This is a genomic window from Bacteroidales bacterium (assembly GCA_026418905.1).
In the GTDB taxonomy this organism is placed as follows: domain Bacteria; phylum Bacteroidota; class Bacteroidia; order Bacteroidales; family DTU049; genus JAOAAK01.
On sequence record JAOAAK010000038.1, the window covers coordinates 1 to 21,506 of the forward strand.

At 35.7% G+C, this 21,506-nt stretch carries 20 protein-coding genes; 6 read left to right on the forward strand and 14 right to left on the reverse strand.

Going from position 1 to position 21,506, the window contains the following annotated elements; all coding sequences use genetic code 11:
* Together N2Z72_07600 and N2Z72_07605 are read right to left on the reverse strand one after the other, a co-directional pair.
* Window positions 1–213, reverse strand: a 213-nt coding sequence (locus N2Z72_07600) for a hypothetical protein (GenBank protein ID MCX7697537.1), incomplete at its 3' end; no start/stop codon positions are given.
* Between the two features lie 189 nt (window positions 214–402).
* Window positions 403–1,506, reverse strand: a complete 1,104-nt coding sequence (locus N2Z72_07605) for a helix-turn-helix domain-containing protein (GenBank protein MCX7697538.1) — start codon at window positions 1,504–1,506, stop codon at window positions 403–405.
* Window positions 1,507–1,667: 161 nt separating this feature from the next.
* On the opposite strand from N2Z72_07605, the gene recQ reads away from it, so the two are divergent.
* The 5 genes from recQ to N2Z72_07630 are packed head-to-tail and all read left to right on the forward strand — an operon-like array spanning window position 1,668 to window position 6,498.
* The gene (gene recQ / locus N2Z72_07610) at window positions 1,668–3,896 is read left to right on the forward strand and encodes a DNA helicase RecQ (GenBank protein MCX7697539.1); all 2,229 of its coding nucleotides are present in this window, start codon (window positions 1,668–1,670) and stop codon (window positions 3,894–3,896) included.
* A gap of 10 nt (window positions 3,897–3,906) precedes the next feature.
* Complete coding sequence (locus N2Z72_07615) at window positions 3,907–4,569, forward strand: OmpH family outer membrane protein (GenBank protein ID MCX7697540.1); 663 nt, start codon at window positions 3,907–3,909, stop codon at window positions 4,567–4,569.
* Window positions 4,566–4,988, forward strand: coding sequence for a hypothetical protein (locus N2Z72_07620; GenBank protein ID MCX7697541.1), 423 nt, complete (start codon window positions 4,566–4,568; stop codon window positions 4,986–4,988). The genes N2Z72_07615 and N2Z72_07620 overlap by 4 nt, the downstream gene beginning before the upstream one ends.
* A complete protein-coding gene (gene pyrH / locus N2Z72_07625) occupies window positions 4,985–5,683 on the forward strand; it encodes a UMP kinase (protein MCX7697542.1) in 699 nt (232 codons plus the stop codon). The genes N2Z72_07620 and pyrH overlap by 4 nt, the downstream gene beginning before the upstream one ends.
* A gap of 2 nt (window positions 5,684–5,685) precedes the next feature.
* Window positions 5,686–6,498 carry a transketolase gene (locus N2Z72_07630; protein MCX7697543.1) on the forward strand — a complete coding sequence of 271 codons (813 nt, stop codon included), beginning with the start codon at window positions 5,686–5,688 and terminating at the stop codon, window positions 6,496–6,498.
* On the opposite strand, the gene buk is transcribed toward N2Z72_07630, so the two are convergent.
* The 8 genes from buk to N2Z72_07670 form a co-directional block, all read right to left on the reverse strand.
* Window positions 6,499–7,578, reverse strand: a complete 1,080-nt coding sequence (buk, locus tag N2Z72_07635; protein ID MCX7697544.1) for a butyrate kinase — start codon at window positions 7,576–7,578, stop codon at window positions 6,499–6,501.
* An 11-nt stretch (window positions 7,579–7,589) separates the two neighbouring features.
* Window positions 7,590–8,495 (reverse strand): bifunctional enoyl-CoA hydratase/phosphate acetyltransferase, encoded by a 906-nt coding sequence (locus N2Z72_07640; GenBank protein ID MCX7697545.1) that lies wholly within the window; start codon window positions 8,493–8,495, stop codon window positions 7,590–7,592.
* 64 nt (window positions 8,496–8,559) lie between these two features.
* Window positions 8,560–9,462: a DUF4835 family protein gene (locus N2Z72_07645; GenBank protein MCX7697546.1), complete on the reverse strand. Its 903-nt coding sequence runs from the start codon at window positions 9,460–9,462 to the stop codon at window positions 8,560–8,562.
* Entirely contained in the window at window positions 9,459–10,652 is a 1,194-nt protein-coding gene (coaBC, locus tag N2Z72_07650; protein ID MCX7697547.1) for a bifunctional phosphopantothenoylcysteine decarboxylase/phosphopantothenate--cysteine ligase CoaBC, read from the reverse strand. The genes N2Z72_07645 and coaBC overlap by 4 nt, the downstream gene beginning before the upstream one ends.
* The gene (locus N2Z72_07655; GenBank protein ID MCX7697548.1) at window positions 10,649–10,981 is read right to left on the reverse strand and encodes a DNA-directed RNA polymerase subunit omega; all 333 of its coding nucleotides are present in this window, start codon (window positions 10,979–10,981) and stop codon (window positions 10,649–10,651) included. Before N2Z72_07655 ends, coaBC begins: the two co-directional genes overlap by 4 nt.
* Window positions 10,978–11,790 (reverse strand): outer membrane protein assembly factor BamD, encoded by an 813-nt coding sequence (gene bamD, locus N2Z72_07660; GenBank protein MCX7697549.1) that lies wholly within the window; start codon window positions 11,788–11,790, stop codon window positions 10,978–10,980. Before bamD ends, N2Z72_07655 begins: the two co-directional genes overlap by 4 nt.
* A 28-nt stretch (window positions 11,791–11,818) precedes the next feature.
* A complete protein-coding gene (locus tag N2Z72_07665) occupies window positions 11,819–13,882 on the reverse strand; it encodes an acetate--CoA ligase family protein (protein ID MCX7697550.1) in 2,064 nt (687 codons plus the stop codon).
* Window positions 13,883–13,888: 6 nt separating this feature from the next.
* Entirely contained in the window at window positions 13,889–15,067 is a 1,179-nt protein-coding gene (locus N2Z72_07670) for a hypothetical protein (protein ID MCX7697551.1), read from the reverse strand.
* 89 nt (window positions 15,068–15,156) lie between these two features.
* Here N2Z72_07670 and N2Z72_07675 point away from each other — a divergent pair, with 89 nt between their 5' ends.
* Complete coding sequence (locus N2Z72_07675; protein MCX7697552.1) at window positions 15,157–16,512, forward strand: M28 family peptidase; 1,356 nt, start codon at window positions 15,157–15,159, stop codon at window positions 16,510–16,512.
* 316 nt (window positions 16,513–16,828) lie between these two features.
* On the opposite strand, the gene lptB is transcribed toward N2Z72_07675, so the two are convergent.
* The 4 genes from lptB to N2Z72_07695 all read right to left on the reverse strand — a co-directional run bounded on the left by lptB (window position 16,829) and on the right by N2Z72_07695 (window position 21,472).
* Window positions 16,829–17,554, reverse strand: a complete 726-nt coding sequence (lptB, locus tag N2Z72_07680; protein ID MCX7697553.1) for an LPS export ABC transporter ATP-binding protein — start codon at window positions 17,552–17,554, stop codon at window positions 16,829–16,831.
* Window positions 17,555–17,556: 2 nt separating this feature from the next.
* A complete protein-coding gene (locus N2Z72_07685; GenBank protein MCX7697554.1) occupies window positions 17,557–19,707 on the reverse strand; it encodes a S9 family peptidase in 2,151 nt (716 codons plus the stop codon).
* Between the two features lie 80 nt (window positions 19,708–19,787).
* On the reverse strand, window positions 19,788–20,420 hold the full coding sequence (locus tag N2Z72_07690; protein MCX7697555.1) for a 4'-phosphopantetheinyl transferase superfamily protein: 633 nt from the start codon (window positions 20,418–20,420) through the stop codon (window positions 19,788–19,790).
* Between the two features lie 8 nt (window positions 20,421–20,428).
* Window positions 20,429–21,472 carry an endonuclease gene (locus N2Z72_07695; GenBank protein MCX7697556.1) on the reverse strand — a complete coding sequence of 348 codons (1,044 nt, stop codon included), beginning with the start codon at window positions 21,470–21,472 and terminating at the stop codon, window positions 20,429–20,431.
* Between the last annotated feature and the right edge of the window lie 34 nt (window positions 21,473–21,506).

Genomic DNA, 21,506 nt, shown 5'->3' on the forward strand with positions numbered 1-21,506 from the left:
ACCTTGCCCATTTTCAGTAGCACTTACATACCATTGATTGGCGTAATTCCCATTTGTTCCTGTATTGGTAACTGTCCATGTACCATTGGAACTAGTAAAACCATTAGCCAATTGTCCTTGATTGCACCCTGTTCCAAAACCTTCAGACCAAAAAACTAATTGACTAAAAACATTCAAAACATAGCAACAAAAAAGTAAGAAATAAATCTTCATAGATGTTTTTATTTCTGTAACAAATTTTGTTAATTAGATTAGTATGTTTACATTAAGTTTATATAAATTTATGAATTGAAACAAAAAAAAATTATAAAGGTTAAATAAATAGTTAACATAAAAAAACAATAACTTATTCAATTACAATAACTTAATAAATTAAAAATGAAAAAAAAGGTTAACAAAAAGTTATTTTCTCATACATTCCTTTGGAGTAATACCGTATTTTGACTTAAACAATCTATAAAAAGTAGATTTAGAATTAAATCCAGCAAGGGTGGCTATATGTTCAATGGTGTATTTACCGGATACTTCCTTAAGAAGGTTGCGAGCATGTTCTAAACGATGATGATTGATAAGTTCATTAAAAGAAGATGAATAAAACTTGTTGATCACATAACTCAAATAAGAAGTGTTCGTCCCAAGCAACTTCGAAACCTTAAGCAAATTGATATTGGGGTCAAGAAACAATTTGGTCTCAATGATATTTCTCTCAAAAAGGGCAGCAAGTTCAATTTGTTTCTTTTCATCATAATGAATAGCAAGTGATTTAACTGCATCCATTTTTTCCATTTCTTCACGTAGAGTAGCTAGCTCATACTTGGACTGTTGTTCAAAAACCATACTCACATTCCATGCATGCTTAATATTGAAAATAAAGAACAAACAAAAGAAAAAGCAATAAATAACATGGTCAATAATGTGCAAAAAATTTTGACTAATGAAACCATATTGATAACTAATAATGGCTAATCCGTCAGTTACTATCAATATTGCTTGAATATATATGAGAATTTTTGCCCATGAAAGCGAGATTTGTTCTACGTTAGAGGAAATTTTTTTGATGAAATTATCGTATCTTCGTATTTCACGAAAAATTATAAATGCATAAAAAAGCAGCTGAAGATAGTAAAGAACAATGCTTATGAGTAAGGCATTTTTGTAGAGAAGCTCTATATCAATCCACGTACTAAGTAATACAAAAACAGTTATGAGAGCAATCGCGGGCAAAAAATGATAAAAAATTCTCACATCAGCTCTGAACTGAAAAGATAGTATGCGTATGTTTAAATAGAACAGAGGTAAAAGTACATTAATCACAAATGGCAAAGCAACTAAACGATAAGCGGTATCTTTTTCAAAAGAATAAAAAAAGAATATGACAAAATAAGCAAGATAAAAAAGCAAGTTAAAAATTTTTTGTTCGTTTCTTTTGATAAGAAAAAATGTGAGAATACTAAGAAGCAATATGGTAGTGACGTTGATCAAAGTAAGAATTGTTCTAATTTCCATAGATGAATAACCGCTTAGCAAAGATAGTCAATTTATGAATTAACTCAAGATGATTTATCCCATTGCATTTACACGAAAACTCTAATAGTTAAAAATTTATTTTTTTATAATAAAATTTCATTACTTTTGAAAGTAGTTTATATTTGCAGGCTTATATGACTATGAAAGGAAAGCCTAACATGAAGCAATTTAGCGAAAAGGAAATTAAAAAAGTTTTAAAAGAAGTATTTGGTTTTGAAAGATTTAAGGATAAACAGTATGAAATTATCACTTCCTTGTTGGACGGAAACGATACATTTGTAATCATGCCGACAGGTGGAGGAAAATCTCTTTGTTACCAACTTCCTGCTCTGTTATTAGATGGGACAGCCATTGTTATTTCCCCTCTCATTGCCCTTATGAAGAACCAAGTAGATAATATCCGAAATCTTGGAACAGAACAAGGTGTTGCTCATGTATTAAACTCGACCCTTTCCAAAAGTGAACTTCAGGCTGTGCATGACGATCTAGTTAGCGGCAAAACAAAAATTCTTTACATGGCTCCCGAATCGCTCAACAAGGAGCAAAACGTTGAGTTTTTTCAAAATATCAAGATATCTTTTTATGCTGTAGACGAAGCACACTGCATTTCAGAATGGGGGCATGATTTCAGACCTGAATACAGACGAATTCGTCCAATCGTCGAAGCCATTGGGCAAGATGTACCTATTATTGCATTAACTGCTACCGCAACACCCAAAGTTCAGCAGGATATTATCAAAAATCTTCGTTTAAAAGAACCGAAAATTTTCATATCTTCGTTCAATCGCCCCAACCTGTACTACGAAGTACGTCCCAAATACAAAAAAGATGTTAAAAAAGAATTGCTTAAATTCATACGAGAAAACGAAGGTAAGAGTGGTATCATTTACTGCTTAAGCCGCAAGACGACAGAAGAAATAGCCGAATTTCTAGTGGTCAATGGTATACGTGCTCTTCCATACCACGCGGGTCTAGAACCAGAGGTGCGTAGGAAAAACCAAGATATGTTTCTGATGGAAGAAGCTGACGTCATGGTGGCCACCATAGCTTTTGGAATGGGCATAGATAAACCAGACATACGCTATGTTATTCATTTTGACATGCCTCGTAGTCTAGAAAGTTATTACCAAGAAACGGGACGTGCCGGTAGAGACGGAGGTGAGGGTAAATGCATAGCATATTTTTCTTACGATGATGTAGAAAAGTTCGAACGATTTGCAAAAGACAAAGGTGTAGCTGAACAAGAAATTGCTCATCAGCTTCTATTGGAAACTGTATCTTATGCTGAAAGCTCTGTCTGTAGACGCAAACAACTTCTTCATTATTTTGGCGAAGAATATCACAAAGAGAACTGTGAAAACTGCGACAATTGCTTACATCCAAGAGAATCCTATAATGCTCGCGAACAAATTCTCACAGTCTTACAAACTATACAAGAAACTCAGGAACAATTTAAAGCCAAAGAAATTGTCGAAATTCTACTTGGAAGTAAGACTCCTACCATGAAAAAATTGAAAGCTGATAAACTCAAATCCTTTGGAAAAGGTAGTGAATACGATGAACGATTTTGGAATTCCGTTATCAGACAGATGCTCATTCAGAATCTCATTGCCAAGGATATCGAAAATTACGGTGTTCTTAAAATATCCGATAAAGGAAAAAAGTTCCTAAAAAAACCCACAGATATCATCTTTTTCAGGGACAGAGATGCTTTTTCCAAAACTAGTGGCGAAGATGAAGAAGATATGTTCGATCCTGAAAATAAATCTGAAGGTGCCGATAAGGTTTTACTATCCATGCTCAAAGACCTCAGAAAACAAATAGCTAAGAAAGAAAACTTGCCTCCTTTTGTTATTTTTCAGGATCCCAGTCTAGAAGAAATGGCTATTCAATACCCTATTACGTTGGATGAACTCAAAAATATCACCGGTGTTGGCACTGGGAAAGCTCAAAAATATGGATCTCCGTTTATTGAACTCATTAAAAACTATGTAGAGGAAAATGAGATCATTCGTCCCATGGATATGGTAGTCAAAGCACCAGTACTGAAAAGTAGTTTGAAAGTTTTTATCATTCAAGCCATTGATAGAAAAGTTCCTTTGGAAGAAATTGCTGCCGCGAAAAACTTATCCTTTGATGAGCTCCTGGATGAGCTTGAACGAATTGTATCAAGCGGTACTAAAATCGATCTGGATTACTATATTAGCGAATATATTGACGAATATCATCAACAAGAAATTATTGATTATTTCAGACATGCTGAAACCGATTCGGTTGAGGAAGCCCACGTTCAGCTAGGAGAGAACGAATATACACTAGAAGAAATCAGACTCATGCGTATCAAATTTTTAAGTGATTACGGAAATTAAAATTCATTATATGGAAGAACAAAATAATCCTTTGGAAAGACCCATCGAAGAAATAAAGAAAAAGAAGAACTTCTCTTGTCCATTTATTTTCAATGGACAAATGCTTTATAACATTTTAAGTGCTTTAGCTATTGTAGTACTTTTTATCTTGCTTTTTACTAAAGGCAAGAAGCAAAACAATACATTGCAGACTGCTGAAATAGCTCCAACATCCATCCTCTATTTAAATGTGGATACTTTAATGGAAAACTATGATCTGGTGGATAGCTTAGAAAATCATCTTAACGTAGTTAAAGATAGCTTACAAAAAGTTTTGGCGACAAGGCAAAATCAACTTCAAAGTAAGATCTTGGATTATCAGCAAAAAATCCAAAGTGGTAAAATTACCACTAAAGACGAAGCCAGTAGAATCGAACGAAACTTAGCTATGGAAGAGCAAGAGCTGCTCAAAATGAACGAAATGTTCACTACTCAGATTGCTCAATTGCAAAAAGACCTTAATGATCAAATTTTGGATTCGATTTATTCCGTTATTAAAAAATTCCCCCATAAATACAAAGCTTCGATTATTTTTGGTTATACCAAAGGTGGTGGAATCATTTATATAGATCCTACGCTCGATATTACTCAACAAATCGTTAAAGACTTAAATCAGGAATTTAATAAAAAATGAGCATTAAATCAGCTTTTTTATTTACGATTCTGATCATGCTTGTAACCTGCAGAAAAGAGGAACCTGTGAGGCAGGTGGTAGAAAAATATCCTGATGGAAAAGAGAAGAAGGTCGAGTATATCTCCCCTAAAAGCAATGAAGTAATCAAAATAGAAACTTTTTATCCTAACGGTCAAATTCAGCTTTCACAGGAAATGAAAAATGGAAAAGCTCACGGAAAATCTGTTTATTATTACCCAAACGGTCAAATCTGGAGCTCTGGCACATTTAAAGATGGCCTACCTCATGGGGAAAGAATAACTTACTATCAAAATGGCAAAGTTCGTTATGAAGGACAATACATTGAAGGTAAAAAAGCAGGTAAATGGACTTTCTATGATGAAAATGGTCGAAAAATTAAAGAAGTTCGTTTCTCATGAAAAGAATATTGTTAAAACTCAGTGGTGAATCATTGGGAAGTAAACCACAGACGGGTATAGATTCCCATAAACTTTTGACTTTTGTCGAGAACATCAAAGATGCACTAGGCCTTAATGTCGAGGTAGGAATAGTTTTAGGTGGTGGCAATTTCATGAGAGGGAATATGGCAGAAACTGCTGGGATTGATAAAACTACAGGTGATTATATGGGAATGTTGGCTACTATGATGAACTCCCTTGCTCTCTACGATGTCTTACATAAAATGGGTATTCCTTCAACTCTAACTTCGGCCCTGCCCATCGATGGAATTTTCGAAAAGTTTTACTTTAAAAAAGCCATAGAAGACTTAAAACAAAAAAAAGTTGTCATCATGGCTGCCGGTACAGGTAATCCTTTTTTTACTACAGATACAGCAGCTGCATTAAGAGCTATCGAAATAAAAGCTGATGTCCTGATCAAAGGCACCCGAGTGGATGGCGTCTATGACAGCGATCCTGAAAAAAACCCACATGCTAAAAAATTCGATACATTGACATTTGACGAAGTGATTTCTCTCCGACTTAAAGTCATGGATATGACCGCTTTTACCCTTTGCCAGGAAAATGCTTTGCCCATTGCTGTCTTAAATATCGAACAAAAAGGTAACCTCAAAAAATTTTTGATGGGAGAAAAAATTGGAACCATCATTAAATGATTATGGATCAAAAAGACATTGCTCTTTTAAAAGAAAAATCACTTTACATCAGAAGACTTATTATTCAAATGCTAACAACGGCAGGGAGTGGTCATCTGGGTGGTTCACTAAGTTGTACAGATATATTAACTACTTTATACTTTAAAATCATGAAACATGATCCGCAAAACCCAACGTGGGAAGATAGGGATCGTTTTGTTTTAAGTATAGGACATGTGGCTCCTGCTTTTTACGCAACTCTTGCTTGTGTTGGCTATTTTCCTGAAAAAGAACTCTTCAATCTTAGAAAACTTGGCAGTATGCTACAGGGACACCCGTCACGCGAACATCAGGTACCAGGGCTCGAAACATCTTCTGGATCGCTCGGGCAAGGTCTTGGTATTGCAACAGGTATAGCTCTAGCATTAAAACTTAAGAAAAATACAGCCAGAGTCTTTTGTTTGCTCGGAGACGGAGAACTACAAGAAGGTAGCATTTGGGAATCTGCTATGAGCGCTGCTCACTATAAACTTACGAACCTTGTGGCTATCATTGACCGTAATGGGGTCCAAATAGATGGAAAAACCGAAAACGTAATGTCGCTTGAACCACTAGCAGAAAAATGGCAATCATTTGGTTGGTATGTTTCATTGATCCATGGGCATGATTTCGAAGCAATTTATTCTTCATTAAGCAAAAACCCTGATAGGCCTCATGTGGTTATTGCTCAAACCATCATGGGTAAAGGGATTCCCTCCATCGAAGGAAACCACCTTTGGCATGGTAAAGCACCCACACCCGACGAAATAGAAAAATTTCTAAAAGAATTGTATTAATTATTCGTATTGTTTTGGTATAATTTCTCCTTTTAGATAGCTTATACCATTCGAAGCAAGAGCTTGCATTTCATCTTCACCAGGATATACAAATACAGGAGCTAGAAAAGATACACGTTCTTTAATCCACTCAACAAACATGTTATCGTATGCGATGCCTCCTGTAATTAAAATAGCATCAACTTCACCTTTTAACACTGTAGCACATGCACCAATTTCCTTAGATACTTGATAAGCCATAGCTTCGTAAATGAGTTTAGCGTATTGATCGCCTTCTTTAATCCGTTGCACCACTTCAATGGCATCATTCGTTCCTAAATAAGCCACAAGACCACCTTGTCCGGTGATCATTTTTTTAACTTCTTCATGGGTAACTTCACCACTAAAACACAACTTAGCTAGCTCGCCTACGGGTAAGGTGCCACTTCGCTCAGGAGAAAAAGGTCCTTCGCCATCTAGAGCCTGATTGACATCAACAACCCTGCCTTTTCGATGAGCACCTACGCTAATACCACCACCTAAATGCGCTACGATAAGATTTAGGTCTTCGTACTTTTTGCCTTGGGACTTTGCATGTAAACGGGCAATAGCTTTTTGATTAAGGGCATGAAAAATACTCACTCGTTTAAAACGAGGATGTCCAGAAATACGAGCTATATCATCTAATTCATCCACGACAACTGGATCAGCAATAAATGCCTTAGTTCCAGGTATTTCACGGGCAATATCGTCAGCTATTAAACCACCTAAGTTGCTTGCATGCTGCCCCAAAACTCCTACTTTTAGATCCTCTTTCATTCTTTCATTGACTTCGTACATTCCAGAAGGTATGGGTTTGATAAGACCACCACGCCCGACAATAATTCTAATGTCCTGAATATTAATACCGGCGTTTCGCAAAGTTTCAAGAATAACTTTTTTACGGAATTCATATTGATCGGTGATGGTTGGAAAAGGGGCAAGTTCTTCAACACTATGCTTAATATTGGTCAGTAAAAGCTTATCACCGTTAATATTAAAAACTGCAATCTTTGTTGATGTCGACCCTGGGTTAATGACTAAAATTAATTGGTTTTCCATATGTTTATCTATTAAACAGCTAACAATGATGCTAGAGCAATGGAATAGGTCTTTGTTCTGGCACTGTCGCCACGAGAAGTAAGAACAGCTGGAGCTTTAGCACCAATGACTACAGCAGCCAATTCAGCATGTATGAATTTGGTACATGTCTTGAAAAATACATTTCCAGCTTCAATATTTGGAAAAACTAGCACATCAGCGTCACCAGCTACAGGGCTATCTAATTTTTTAATCTGAACACTTTCTTTATCTATTGCCACATCCAAAGCAAGTGGACCATCTATCTGAGCACCTTTGATTTGCTTTCTATCACCCATTTTACTGATAATAGCAGCATCAACACAAGCCTGCATACCGATAGACATCTGTTCTGTTGCAGCAATGAGAGCAACCTTTGGATTTTCTATGCCAAGCTTATGAGCTACGTCGATGAGATAACCAGTTATGACTATTTTTTGCTGGAGATCTGGAGCGGGAATAATAGCCACATCTCCGACAATAAGCAATTTATGATAGGTAGGAATTTCCAACACTGTAACATGACTCAGTATTGCTTTGGGAGGTAATAGACCTTTGTCTTTATCTAAAATGACTCTCATATACTTGTCCGTACTGAGCAAGCCCTTCATGAGAACATCAGCTTCGCCTTTGTTTATCATTTCGACAGCCAAATAACCACATTTCATCTCGTCTTTTTCATCAACAATATCAAAAACTTTAAGATCAAAATTAAGTTTTTCACAAATTTGAGTGATAATTTGCCTGTCTCCAATAAGAATAGGCTTAACCAACCCTATTTGTGCAGCATCATAAACAGCTTCAATGGAATGTTCATCATTGGCATAGGCCACTACCAATCTTTTTAAACCTTTTTCTTTTGCTTTATCTATGATTTGATCCAATTTTGCTATTGACATATACAGATCCCCCGTTGTTTCTTTTGCGAAAGTAAAAAAAATCGTAATAAAATAAAAAAAATTTTTATGGGTTAGAAGTAAGAATCTGATTATATTTGGTAGAATTAGCGGGATCTATGCTACGTAAGATATTCACTGCTCTTGCTTTTTCAGGAGTAGGAGCAGTTTTAAAAATATTGACAAATTCGTCCGATTTAGCAAATGTAAAAAGATTTACGATAAAAAGACCAGGTTTCTGACGATATGCTTTTTGTATCATGGTCAAACCATCAAGGATTCCAGCTCTTGCCATCATATCATTTTCAGCAAAAAGATCCATTCCTTTGATATGGTAGAAGTACAGACCTTGCCTAAAATCTGCATATGAACTATTTAGTAAATTTTCTACTAACCAATATCGGTTTTTCTGGCTTTCACCAGCTTTCCAACCTTTGTCAGGAGCCATTTGAGCAGAATTTACAATGGACTGAGCTTTTTCATAAAATGAAGTTCCACCCAAAGGTTGAAAAGAGTCGAAATCGAGCCCAATAATAATATATGCATAAAAAGCCAAAACAGCAGCCAAATTACCTGGAAAAACATTTTCGTAAAAATCGAGTGGTTGGCCAGGACTGTATTTAAAAGTAAAATCCTTGTCCTGATAATTGAGCATAGGGGTTGAATAAGTTGAATTATACACAGGTCTCCTACTCTGAACATGGATGGTTCCTGAAAAATTTTCTACATTATCATAAGAAGTTAACGTAATAAGAATACTACATTCGATTTTTTCTTCAGGTTTAAATTCATATGAAGTCCATTTTCTGTTGTTCATGAATTCATATATAGCTTCTTGCAAATTGTCTATAACAGTTTTATCGCTTAACTGCAACTGAGAAGCGTTAACTTGGACGAAACAGTACAATTCCTGCCCACGGATATAACTCAAAAGAAGAAGTGAAATCAAAAAACATAGATTTTTTTTCATGAACGTAATTTTGCTACTACTTGGACCAGGTGACGTGCAACTTCTTTTTTAGCCATCATAGGGAGTTCTTCATGATGATCGTGAAAAACAAAAGTAACTTTATTGGTATCAACCATAAAACCGCTTCCTTCATCATTTAAAGAGTTTAAAACAATGAGATCAGCATTTTTACGTCGCAACTTTTCCCGTGCATGACTTAACTCATTTTCTGTCTCCAGAGCAAATCCAACAATAACCTGATTTTCTTTTTTAATTTTACCAATTTCTTGAAGTATGTCCGGATTTTGCTCAAGTGTTAGAACAATTTGTTTTCCTTTTTTAATTTTATTCGTTTCTACCTTTTGAGGTTTAAAATCAGAGACTGCAGCAGCCATGATAATGCCATCTGCCGAAGGAAAATTTTCTAGGCAGGCATAGTACATCTGATTGGCCGACAACACCTGAATGAATTTTACGCGCTTAGGAGGAACCAAGTTGGTAGGACCACTGATAAGAGTTACTTCTGCTCCAGCTTCCACCAAGGCCTCTGCAATAGCATAACCCATTTTGCCAGAACTAAAATTACCTATAAATCTCACAGGATCTATTTTTTCGTAAGTTGGTCCGGCAGTGACAAGAAATTTTTTGCCATTTAGAAGATTCGACGATGAGAAAAAAGCCGATACTTCGTGTAAAATATTCTCAGGTTCTTCCATTCGACCTTTTCCTTCGTAACCACATGCCAATTCACCTACGGTTGGTTCAATGACGAAGTAACCTTTCTCACGTAAGAACAAAACATTTTTTTGAACCACAGGATGATTCCACATTTTTACGTTCATCGCTGGAGCAAGCCAAACAGGTCCAGAAAAAGAAAGAAATGTTGTTGAAAGAGCATCATCGGCAATACCATTAGCAAATTTACCAAGAATGTTAGCAGTCGCTGGAGCTACGACCATGGCATCTGCCCAATCAGTAATTTCAATATGTTCCGTGTTACGAATCTTTGATTTATCAAACAAATCTACGATAAGTGGTTTTTCACTCAACGTTTCAAGAGTAGTTAGGGTAATGAACTGTAAAGCATTGTGAGTTGCGACTACCTGAACATGAGCCTTTTCCTTACGAAAAAGTCTAATAAGTTGAGGGATTTTGTATGCAGCAATTCCGCCAGAAACCCCAAGAATGATATTTTTGCCTTCAAGGCTCATTGATTCATGTTTTCATTTTCCGCAAGGCGGTAATAAATTTTATTGTTGAGAAACTCATGTAAGGCAAGAATGGTCGGCTTTGGTAAGCGTTCGTATGAACGTGCTAGTTCTATGAGTTCTTTGTTCTCAGTGATTTCTTCAAGAGTATCCATTTTAGTTGAAAAAGCTTCAGCCTCTTCTTTGAACTGCTCCTTCAACTCAGTAGATATTTGCTTTGCTCTCCTTGCGATGATAACGACAGCTTCGTAAATATTTCCACATTTATTTTCGATCTCCCTAATGTTACGTGTAATGGCTTCAGTTTCTAATTTTACTTTTTTATAATTCATATGGTGAGTTGTTTTTTTTGGACAAATTCAATTTTATTTTGAATTTCCGATAATTCCTTGTTGTATTTTGAGTCAGGATATTGTTTTTTAAAATAGTTGATATTTTTTAAAACTTCCTGAAATCGTTCGGATTTTTTTTCTTGAATGCTGTTAAGAGCATAGAAATATTGGGATTTGGTCAAATAATACAAAACATTTTCTCTAAAAGTACTAAAAGGGTATTTTCTGAGAAAATTGTTGAAAGTAGTAATAGCAGCCTTGTAATTTTCTGTTTTGTAATAAGTATACGCTTTAAGATATTCTTTTTTTTCCAATTTTTCCTGCAACTCGTCCATAAATTGATTAGCCAAATCAACGCGAGTACTGTTAGGATAACGATTAACAAATAGTTGAAAATCATTGATAGCCTCAATGGTAATAGATTGATCAAGCGTTGGTTCGGGCGAAGCAAGATATTTTGAATAAGCAGACATGTATAGTGCTTCTTCTGCATTTTTACTGCGAGGAAGTCTCATCGCAAAATCTTTAAAATAAAAGGCTGCCATCAAATATTCTTCCTGGTAAAACAAGCAATATGCGTAACTGAATAAAATTTCTTCAAACTGTGCCGAACCCTTAGCTTCAGTAATAACCGACTCGTAAAATTCACGAGCACGGTAGTAATTCTTTTTGTGATAAAAATCATTGGCAGCTTCCAATCTATCGTAAAAAGTACCTTCTTTTAAAATCTTATCGTAATAGTTTACACAAGATAGCAACGCTAAAAGTAAAAGAAAAATCACCATCAACAACCATTTCTTCATATTCATAATAGCAAAATTATGACAAAATTAGAATTTAAAATTTGTAGCCATGAAGTGGTGTGATATTGCCATAACGCTTGACAATATCTGGTAGATAACTTTTGATAAATTCAAAGATGATTTCATCTTTTTCTTCATTCGAGGTAAAAGTCCTGCTATCTATTTTTTCATCATTTATGTAAAGCCCTACATGATTTTCGTAAACCTCGATTAGAGGACTATCAGGTAGTAGTTGTTCAAGTAGAGTTACTTCTTCAGCATATGCAGCATCGTCGAGCACTACTATGTCTGCTCCCTGGAAAAGCATTCCATAATCATAAATATCATCTTTTTCTTCGGTAAAAAGTGCAAAACTAAGTTGAGGCTTTCTTAGAATAATTTTTTCATTTTGGATATGATCTTCATTTTTGAAGAAATATTCTCCGTTGAAATAAACACCATCGCTAAGAAGTGCACCAAATACTGCATCAGGTTCAAGTTCGTGAATGAGATCATTGATCTTAAGCATAAGATTTTTACTGAAGTAATTACCAGCGATAATAGGTATACGAGCATTTTCAGGTTTACCAAAATGAGACATAATGATCATACCGGGAACATCTATAGAACCACCATAAGCAGGTGCAAGATGCATAAAGACACCAGGACCTGCATTGATTTCAATAATACCAAAATCACCTTCTTTCCACGAACGTGATATATCAGCTGCAAGAACATCTATTCCAAGGTTTCTAATGGTAAAATAAGATGCTATGTCTTCCACAAGTTTTATGTTGTCGGGGTGGATTTTATCCGTAACATTGATAGATACACCACCAGCACTGATATTGGCTACGCGACGCAATGTGATATTTTCACCAGCAGGTGGAACATCATCAAGGGTCTTACCTTGGAGTGAGAGAAAATTAATTAGATCCTCATCAATTTTAATTTTTGCTAAAGGACTACGAGCGTTATCTAAACGAATTTCTTTGGCATTCTCAATTTCAATAAGTTGCTTAATGGTATGCACACCGTCTCCTACCACATAGGCTGGCACACGTTGAAGTGCTGCAGCAAACTTACCGTTCACAGCCAAAAGACGATGGTCTGTCCCTTGGATTTGCTTCTGAACCAAAGCTCCTGCAAAAGGAACATTGTTTTCTTCGCTCATAGTTATGATCTTCTGATAAGCTTCTCTTACTTGATCAGCATTCATAATACCAGTTGTAACGCCTTGACCTTTGTGTCCGTTTACTGGTTTAACAACACAAGGATAGCCAACTTTTTCGGCTGCGTCTACAGCGGCATCCTCAGAGAAAGTATTATAGCCACGTGGCGTAGGGAAACCACACATTTCAAGAAACTCTCCTACCATGTCCTTATACATCGTAAACTCAGTATCCTTGATACCATCGTTATGGAAAGTAGTTGAACGACCACGAAGCTGCTTTTTACCATAACCCCATTGAAACTCATTCTCTTCCCAAATGTAAAAAATAGGAATATTTCTTTTAAGGCCTGCTTCTATCAGAGAATAAAGAGTTGGCCCACCAAAGAGTGTTTTATCAAAATCGTCCTGTAGTTTTTTCCATTCACCTATGAAATCGAATCTTCTGTCTTTTGATAATGCATAAAACCAATCACTTACAAGATAAGCACAATTTTCAGCTACTCGTTTGTCGAAGTATTCAATCGCAATTACATACTCGTCCCTGTCTCTACTTATTCGGTAATCTTTCAGATACAAATCAATGTCCATCTTTAAAGTATGAAGCAGAACTTCAGCAAAAAATTCAACCACTCTTTCCGCCTTGCTTTCTTTTAATGCTGGAATAACTTCCCCTACCTTTTCTTTATAAAACTCCACTGTATCGCCGACTGGTGCGATAAAGATATTAAATACCATAGCTTTTTTAGGTAAGTAATAATTTGGCCCATCATAAAAGGCAAACTTGCTCACTTTAAAATCCTTCATATCAAAAAGTTCATACTTATATTCCCGGTCTTTTAAAGCTTCTTCCTCCAATTGCTTTTTCACAGATTCAAGCAATTTTTTGGCTGCTTCCAGCTCATCGCTCACATTTCCCTGATTCATGTTTAATTCTTCGTTATTCATATGCTTTTATTTTTTTAAAAACTTTTTTAAAATTTCTTCGGCTTCCCTGCGGAAGGCTTTTTCTTCTTCTAATTGTTTCTTGAGTTGATCGTATTCTTCACGAGAAATGACTTCATGTACCTGTGATTTCATTTTTTCGATTTCTTCTCTATAGTTTTTTATTTCTTGGATCAAAAGCTGATTTTCTTCACATTTTTTTTCATAATCGATTCTCCAAGAAAGAGCATCGGAAAGTTGCTTTTTAATTTCCGCAAGTTCAATCAACAATCTTTCATTTTCGTCTTGTAAAGGCTTTAAGCTATATTCTTCAGACTCTTTTTCAAGTTGATCTTTCACCTTCTTGATTTGAGCTATTTCTCCTTGCAAAGCAACAATATACTGTTCCTTTTCAGCAAGCAAAGTAGTATAATGATCATTCAGTTGTTGCAAATCTTGTTTTAGTTTAGCTACTTCATTTTTAAGATTATCATTTTCTCCCATCAAGGAATTATTTTTGAGTTGCTCGGTTCTTAATTGCTGAATTTCAGACTCAAGTAAAGGAATTTTCGAAACTTTTTGTTTCAAATCATCCCTTTCAAATATAAGGGTTGAAATTTGATTTTCTAAGCTATTTTTTTCATTCCTAAATGTTGATTCCTTATTTTCTAATTCAACTTTCAAGAGTTTAAGCTCCTCTTGTAATTTTTTCACTTCTTCTTCAGCAATATTAGCTTTCTCGACCAGCGAAAGCATAGTCTTTATCTTTTTCTTGCATGAAACCGATTTGATAATGAAAGCTAACATGAAAACGAGCCAAAGAATTAATAAACCTCCTACAATGCCTAATGCATAATATTTGTATTTTTCATAATATCCATAAAATTCCAAGGGTTTTTTCACCTGATTTTCTAATTCCTGCCGAGCATAAACCAAGGAATCTACCTTATGAGTGTGAGACGACTGTACAAGACTTAAAAGGCTGTCTTCCTTGAGAAGAAACGTATCGAGTTTGAATATAAGCTTACGCAAAACTTTTTTCGAAGAATCGTTAATACTGATTATGTAAAATTTTAAATCATTAACAAGATCAGTTCTTTTTTGCCATAAAATACTATCGTTTATAGTCGAATTTGCCTCATTCTGCTGTGATTGAATACTAAGATAAAAAAAAGACATCGCTACTAAAAATAAGCTAAGTTTTTTCATATGTAATTGATTTTTGCAAAGCTACGAAATTTATCAATGTAAAACAATACACCATCTCATTGCTGTAAAACAAATAATTTTGAAAAAAAATGAATCTTCATTTTGCAATTTTTTCGCTGTATTTACTTTTTTCACCTCTTCCAGACAAAGTCGATTCGATTTTTATCTCAAAAATATATCAAGCCGCTCTTAAAAGCATGATAGGTTATGAAGGCTTAAAACAACTAACTGATGTTGCTCCGGGTCGACTTGCAGGAAGTGAAAACTCATATAAAGCCATTGAATTTACTGCTAATTACATGAAAGAGCTCAGTTTTGATACCGTGTTCACCATTCCTTGCTATGTTGTTCACTGGGACCCCGGCACCAAATGTGAAGGTAAAATTTTATGCAATGATCAGATAATACGCGTTTCAATTCTCCCTTTAGGAGGGTCAATATCCACACCCAACACTGGTATTATGGCTCCTATCCTACCCGTTGAAAACATTGAAAAGCTGAAGCTTATTTCCAATGAACAAGTAAAAGGCAAAATTGTTTTTTTTACTGAATCCTTCTCAGAATCAGATTTTAATCCATTCCATGCTTATGGTAAACTTGCAACGACTCGGATGTACGGACCAGATTTAGCTGCCCAAAAAGGAGCAATTGCTGCCATTATCAGGTCTATATCTCCATCAATTGATACTTTTCCTCATACGGGAATAACAAAATTTGTGTCAGGGAAAAAAATTCCAGCTTTTGCCATTAGTACTTCTGATGCTCAAATAATAGAGCAGCTACTTGCCGAAAAACAAAATTTAAAAATGTTTCTTTACACCGATGCACGCGAAGTCGGACAAAAAACCTCATACAATGTCGTTGGTGAAATTCGTGGGTCTGTGGAGCCTCAGAAAATCATCACTGTTGGTGGACATTTGGATTCATGGTACAATTCACCTGGTGTCCACGACGACGGAGCTGGTTGCATGCATGCCATTGAAGCCATTTACTTACTAAAAAAACTTGGATACAAGCCACGTTATACTCTTCGAGCCGTCATGTTCATGGACGAAGAGCAATATCAAGCAGGAGGTAAAGCATATGCTCAATATGTTAAACAAAAAGGAGAAAAATCCATCTTTGCCATCGAAAGCGACACCGGAGGAGATTTACCATTAACTATTACTATTGATAGCGACGAGAAAACATACACTCTCATAAGTTCTTTTGCAAAATTCTTAAGTCATTACGACATCACTATCCAAAAAGGGTACGGTGGTGTTGATATTTTTCCCCTGAAAGAACTCGGAACTCCTCTCGCTGGCATTAGGACGAATCCTCATCGTTATTTTGAACGGCAGCATAGCGCCAAAGATGGTTTTGAAACTGTCCATAAAAGAGAATTTCAGCTTGGTTCTGCTCTCATAGCCAGTCTTATCTATCTTGTAGATAAAAATTTTTAAGAACAAAAGACGTCACCTTCCAATCATAATTGTTTGAGTTAGTTTTTTAATCTTTGAATTACTACATGATTAAAGAAGGGAAAATAATGTAGAATAAGCTTGGCAGGATATAAAATTGAAAGAACTATTTTTTTATCTTACATCTGTAGTGACTACGTTGATATCCTGAATTAATCTGGTTTTTTGTATTTAACTTACTAAGACATCATGGATGGGTAACCTTAACGAAAAAACCACACACCTTATTGAAAAAGCTTACTTGTTCATCAGGTCGTTCTATGAAATTAAAATTCAACGCGTTAATTCTTATCAAAGATTATCTGCGCAATTCAAAGTTCTTTCCAAGATATACTTTCTTGACATATTCGTCGTTAGCGAGCTCTTCAGCTGTACCTTCTTTAATGATCCTTCCCTCATAAAGTAGATATGCTCGATGTGTAATAGATAGGGTTTCATGAACGTTATGATCAGTGATAAGGATGCCAATGTTTTTCTCTTTTAATCGCCAAACCATTTCTTGAATTTCTTCGACAGCTATAGGATCAATGCCAGCAAATGGCTCGTCCAGCAAAATAAATTTGGGGTTCAATGCGAGTGTGCGGGCAATTTCCGTTCGTCGTCGCTCACCACCACTTAACTGAACTCCTTTTGTTTTTCGAATACGATGAAGTCCGAATTCTGTCAACAATCTCTCAAGTCTTTCTTGTCTTTCTTTTCGAGAAAGAGGAGTGAATTCTAAAACAGCCATGATGTTTTCCTCTACTGAAAGCTTTCGAAAAATACTAGGTTCTTGTGCCAAGTAGCCAATTCCCAAACGTGAACGTTGATACATGGGAAGGTTGGTAATGTCCATTTCGTCCAGAAAAATTTTTCCACTGTTGGGTTTTATAAGCCCCACGACCATGTAAAACGATGTAGTTTTACCAGCACCGTTGGGTCCTAATAAACCTACAATCTCTCCTTGTTCTACGTAGAAACTAACGTTGTTGACAACTGTTTTAAGACCATATTTTTTAACTAGGTTATTTGCATGTAGCTTCATGATCAGAGATTTGTTAGAATAAATTGAGTGATTTTGTTAAACAAGTGATAACGAGTGTAGCCTCCGTAAATTCCATGATTTTTATTGGGATAAAAAAACATTTCAAAATCCTTATTGTTGTTAACTAATTCACGAGCAAGCTCTGCAGCGTTTTGCAAATGAACGTTATCATCTGTCATACCATGTACGAGCAAGAACTTGCCTTTCATCTTCTTGGCCCAAAAAATGGGACTGTTTTTTTCATACCCATCAGGATTTTCGGATGGTTTACGCATGTAACGTTCAGTGTAAATATTGTCATAAAACTTCCAATTGGTAACAGGTGCAACAGCTACAGCGGCTTTGAAATGATTGGCTCCGCGAGTGATGCAAAGACTGCTTAAAAACCCTCCAAAACTCCAACCAAATGCTCCTATCCGAGTGGAATCGACGTAAGGTAATTTGCTAAGGTATTTTGCTCCTTCTATTTGGTCTAAAACCTCATATTTGCCTAAATTCAAATAAGTACATTTTTTAAACTCTTCACCTCTGCCACCAGTCCCCCTGTTGTCGATAGATACAACAATATAGTCGTTTTGAACGAGTAACTGAAACCAAGCATAATTCATAGGATCGTACTCGTTGGTTACTGTGTTAATCCCCGGACCCCCGTACATGTACATAAGTACAGGATAACGTTTATGAGTATTCATTTGAGCAGGTTTCATCATCCATCCATTCAACACGATACCTTCCGATGTTGTAAAAGTAAAGAATTCTTTCCCTACAAAACCATATTTCTTAAGTTTTTCTTTCAATCCACTATTGTCTTCAAGTGTTTTGATATGTTTACCTAAGATGGTATAAAGAGAATATACGGGAGGTGTGTTTGCATTAGAATAGCTTACAAGCATAAATTGAGCGTTTCCACTTAAGGTAATTTCATACCATCCCAGTTCTTCGAAAAGTCTTTTCTTTTCTTTCCCGTCGAGCGAAATCATGTATGGCATGCAATGAATGGGACCATCTTCATGAGAAAGATAATATACAATTTTATTCTTTTCATCCACTCCGACAAGCTTATTAACGTCGTATTTACCTGGTGTTATGCAATATTCCTTCTTCCCATCAAGACTCAAAAAATACAATTGTTGATAACCATTCTTTTCACTGGAAAAGATAAAACCACTGTTATCTTTCAAAACATAAAAATTATCGGTTATTTCGATATAGTATTTGTTATCCTCCTGGTAAATCACTTGGGTTTGTCCTGTTTTCACATCGGCCAATAATATATCGAGATGATTTTGAAGCCTATTAAGCCTGAAAATAAGAGCATTTCCAGGAATAAAAGTCCAGTACATACGCGGAATGTACTGATCATAATCATTACCTAAATTCATTTTAACACTTTTTTTAGAGTGTATGTCATAGACATATACATCCACAAGTGAATTATCTTCTCCGGCTTTGGGATACTTATATTCATAAATTTCAGGATACACTTCACCTTTGTAATAAGTAAGCTCAAAAGTTTTCACGTTGGATTCATCGAACCGATAATACATAACGTATTTTGAATCAGGTGACCAATAAAATCCTTTCTTTATGGAAAATTCTTCCTCATACACCCAATCCACCGCTCCATTGATGATGGCATTCATTTGCCCATCTTGGGTAATGGGTACTTCTTCCATGGTTTCAAGGTTAAACAAATAAAGATTGTTTTCCTTAACGTAAGCTACAAATTTTCCATCTGGACTTAATTCTGCCTGACGAATGTTTTCTTGCCCAGGTATGGGTATTAACTTATTACGTTTGATATCAAGTACTGTATAATTCCCAAGCTTGCTATGACGATATAGACTTTTAAAGTCATGCCCAAGTAATATTTTATTTCCATCCTCTGAATATGCATAGTATTCGACTCTTAAATCTTTAATCGTCTCCTGTGGAATTCGAGCGACTTCGTTACCTTTACGATAATCGTACTGGACTATGGTATTGTCCTTTAGAATAGTAAAACTTTTACCATCAGGATGGTTCTGAATCTCATCGGGGTAGTTGGGAAAAAACTCGTATTTCAACCAAATATCTGCTAACGAGATTTTTTCCTGAGATAAAACTACCGCAGATATTACCCATAAGAAACTATACAACAAGAATTTTTTCATGATTGTTTTTGACAAAATTAGAATGAAATTCAAAAAGCCAGAAAAATTTTACGTGACCCGGCTTATGGGTGAATCATTTTTCAGCTCAGTTTGAATGCTATAGCACAAATCAAGTAACGAAAAGTTTTGAACAAAACCTGATACTCACCCTCGCTTGTCTTCGCAAAAGTCTGACTTGTTCCAGGCATGAAAGGGTAAATATATATGTGTTGAAGTGAATTCAATTTATTACCTTCTACTTTAAAAACAGCTTCCTTAGCTGTCCAATAAAAATGAGCATGAACAAGATCTTCTGTCTCCTTCCATGCTTTGATTTCTTCTGCCGACATGTAACGTGGAATTAATCTTTCTATTCTGTTGCTGAGAATTTGAATATCTAAACCATGACGTAAATTAATATCGGATGATATTAGAACAGCTGAGAAATTCTCCGTATGAGAAATGCTAATACTACGAGGAGGGTTTGTTAAATAAGGTCTACCTTGGTCGTCGTAATGAATACGATGAATGAAATCAGAACTCAAAAGAGTCCTTATTAATACACGATAACTCAACCATTGTTTGCGTCGTTTTTCGCTTTTGAAATTGCTTAGAATTTCAAATTCTTCCTTGTTCAAGAAAAGGTAGCTCAGAAGTTTCTGTTCATCTTCCTCAATGTTCCAGATACCAAATTGCAAAGTTGGACTAAATTCTTGATAAAAGAAAAGGGGCATGCTACCATTTATTGAGACCGTAAAAATATTATTTTTTCAATAGTTTTCATACTTGAGTTTTCGAATATTAACCAGTAAAAACCATATTGAAAAGAAGAAAGATCTATAATGGTTTCGTTTATACCCGCATAGATCAACTTTCCGTCCTGGGAAAAAATAGATACATGAAATGTTTTTTCTGGTTCGGGATTGGTCAAATAAATTTTCGCACTCGTAGGATCAAAATAAAAAGAAAAGCTATTTTTAGAATTATCCATATTTGAGGCTGTAGGACCCCAGATAGAATAGACCCACTCGGGATGGTCCACAAAAGGGTTTCGATTTTTTTGGATTTTAAAAACTGAATCATTACGCAATCTTTCTTTCGTACTCACTGGATCAAGTTCATGCCATTGTATAAAAAGTTGTTCTGCCCAAGAAGCAAGATCGCCATTCTGATAAACCGGGCTCTGCCAAGAGGGAATTCTGTCCATATAACGAACAGTAACGTAAAAAAATATCCTTGCGACATCACCTTTAAAACTATCAATAGGCATGAAAACAGTACCTGAGTATCCACTGCCAGAAAATGGGCCCAATTTACTTCCATTCATCGAAACCCATGTAGCCGATGCAATATTGCCATAGGGATAGTTCCCTCGTTTATTATTGACATAACCATCGGTGGGTAAAACCATATAAAGATCAGTATACATAGGTGAAGCATCGTTGAACCAACTCGATGGTACAACGTGTTCGCGATTATAACAGTCACCTTCACTATTATAGTTGCCACACTGGTTGGTTATAGGAGTGTACTCATAAGGAGGTGTACCACCAGGGATGTCGGAATAGATGTCCCAAATCTTACCATTAGGCTTTACATCCGTACGCGTATATGCTTGCCACAAGGCAGAATATGACAAAACCTGCACATTAGAAGAAATAATATTGTGCAAAGCAAGTTTTAGTGATTCTCCTGTCAATCCTTCCGCTGGATCGTAATAACCAGCAGGGATTTGAGATATTATCCATAAACTCAAAAAAAGAAAAATGGGCATCAATAATTTCATATGTGTATTTTTGCAAAGTTATCATCAAATTAGT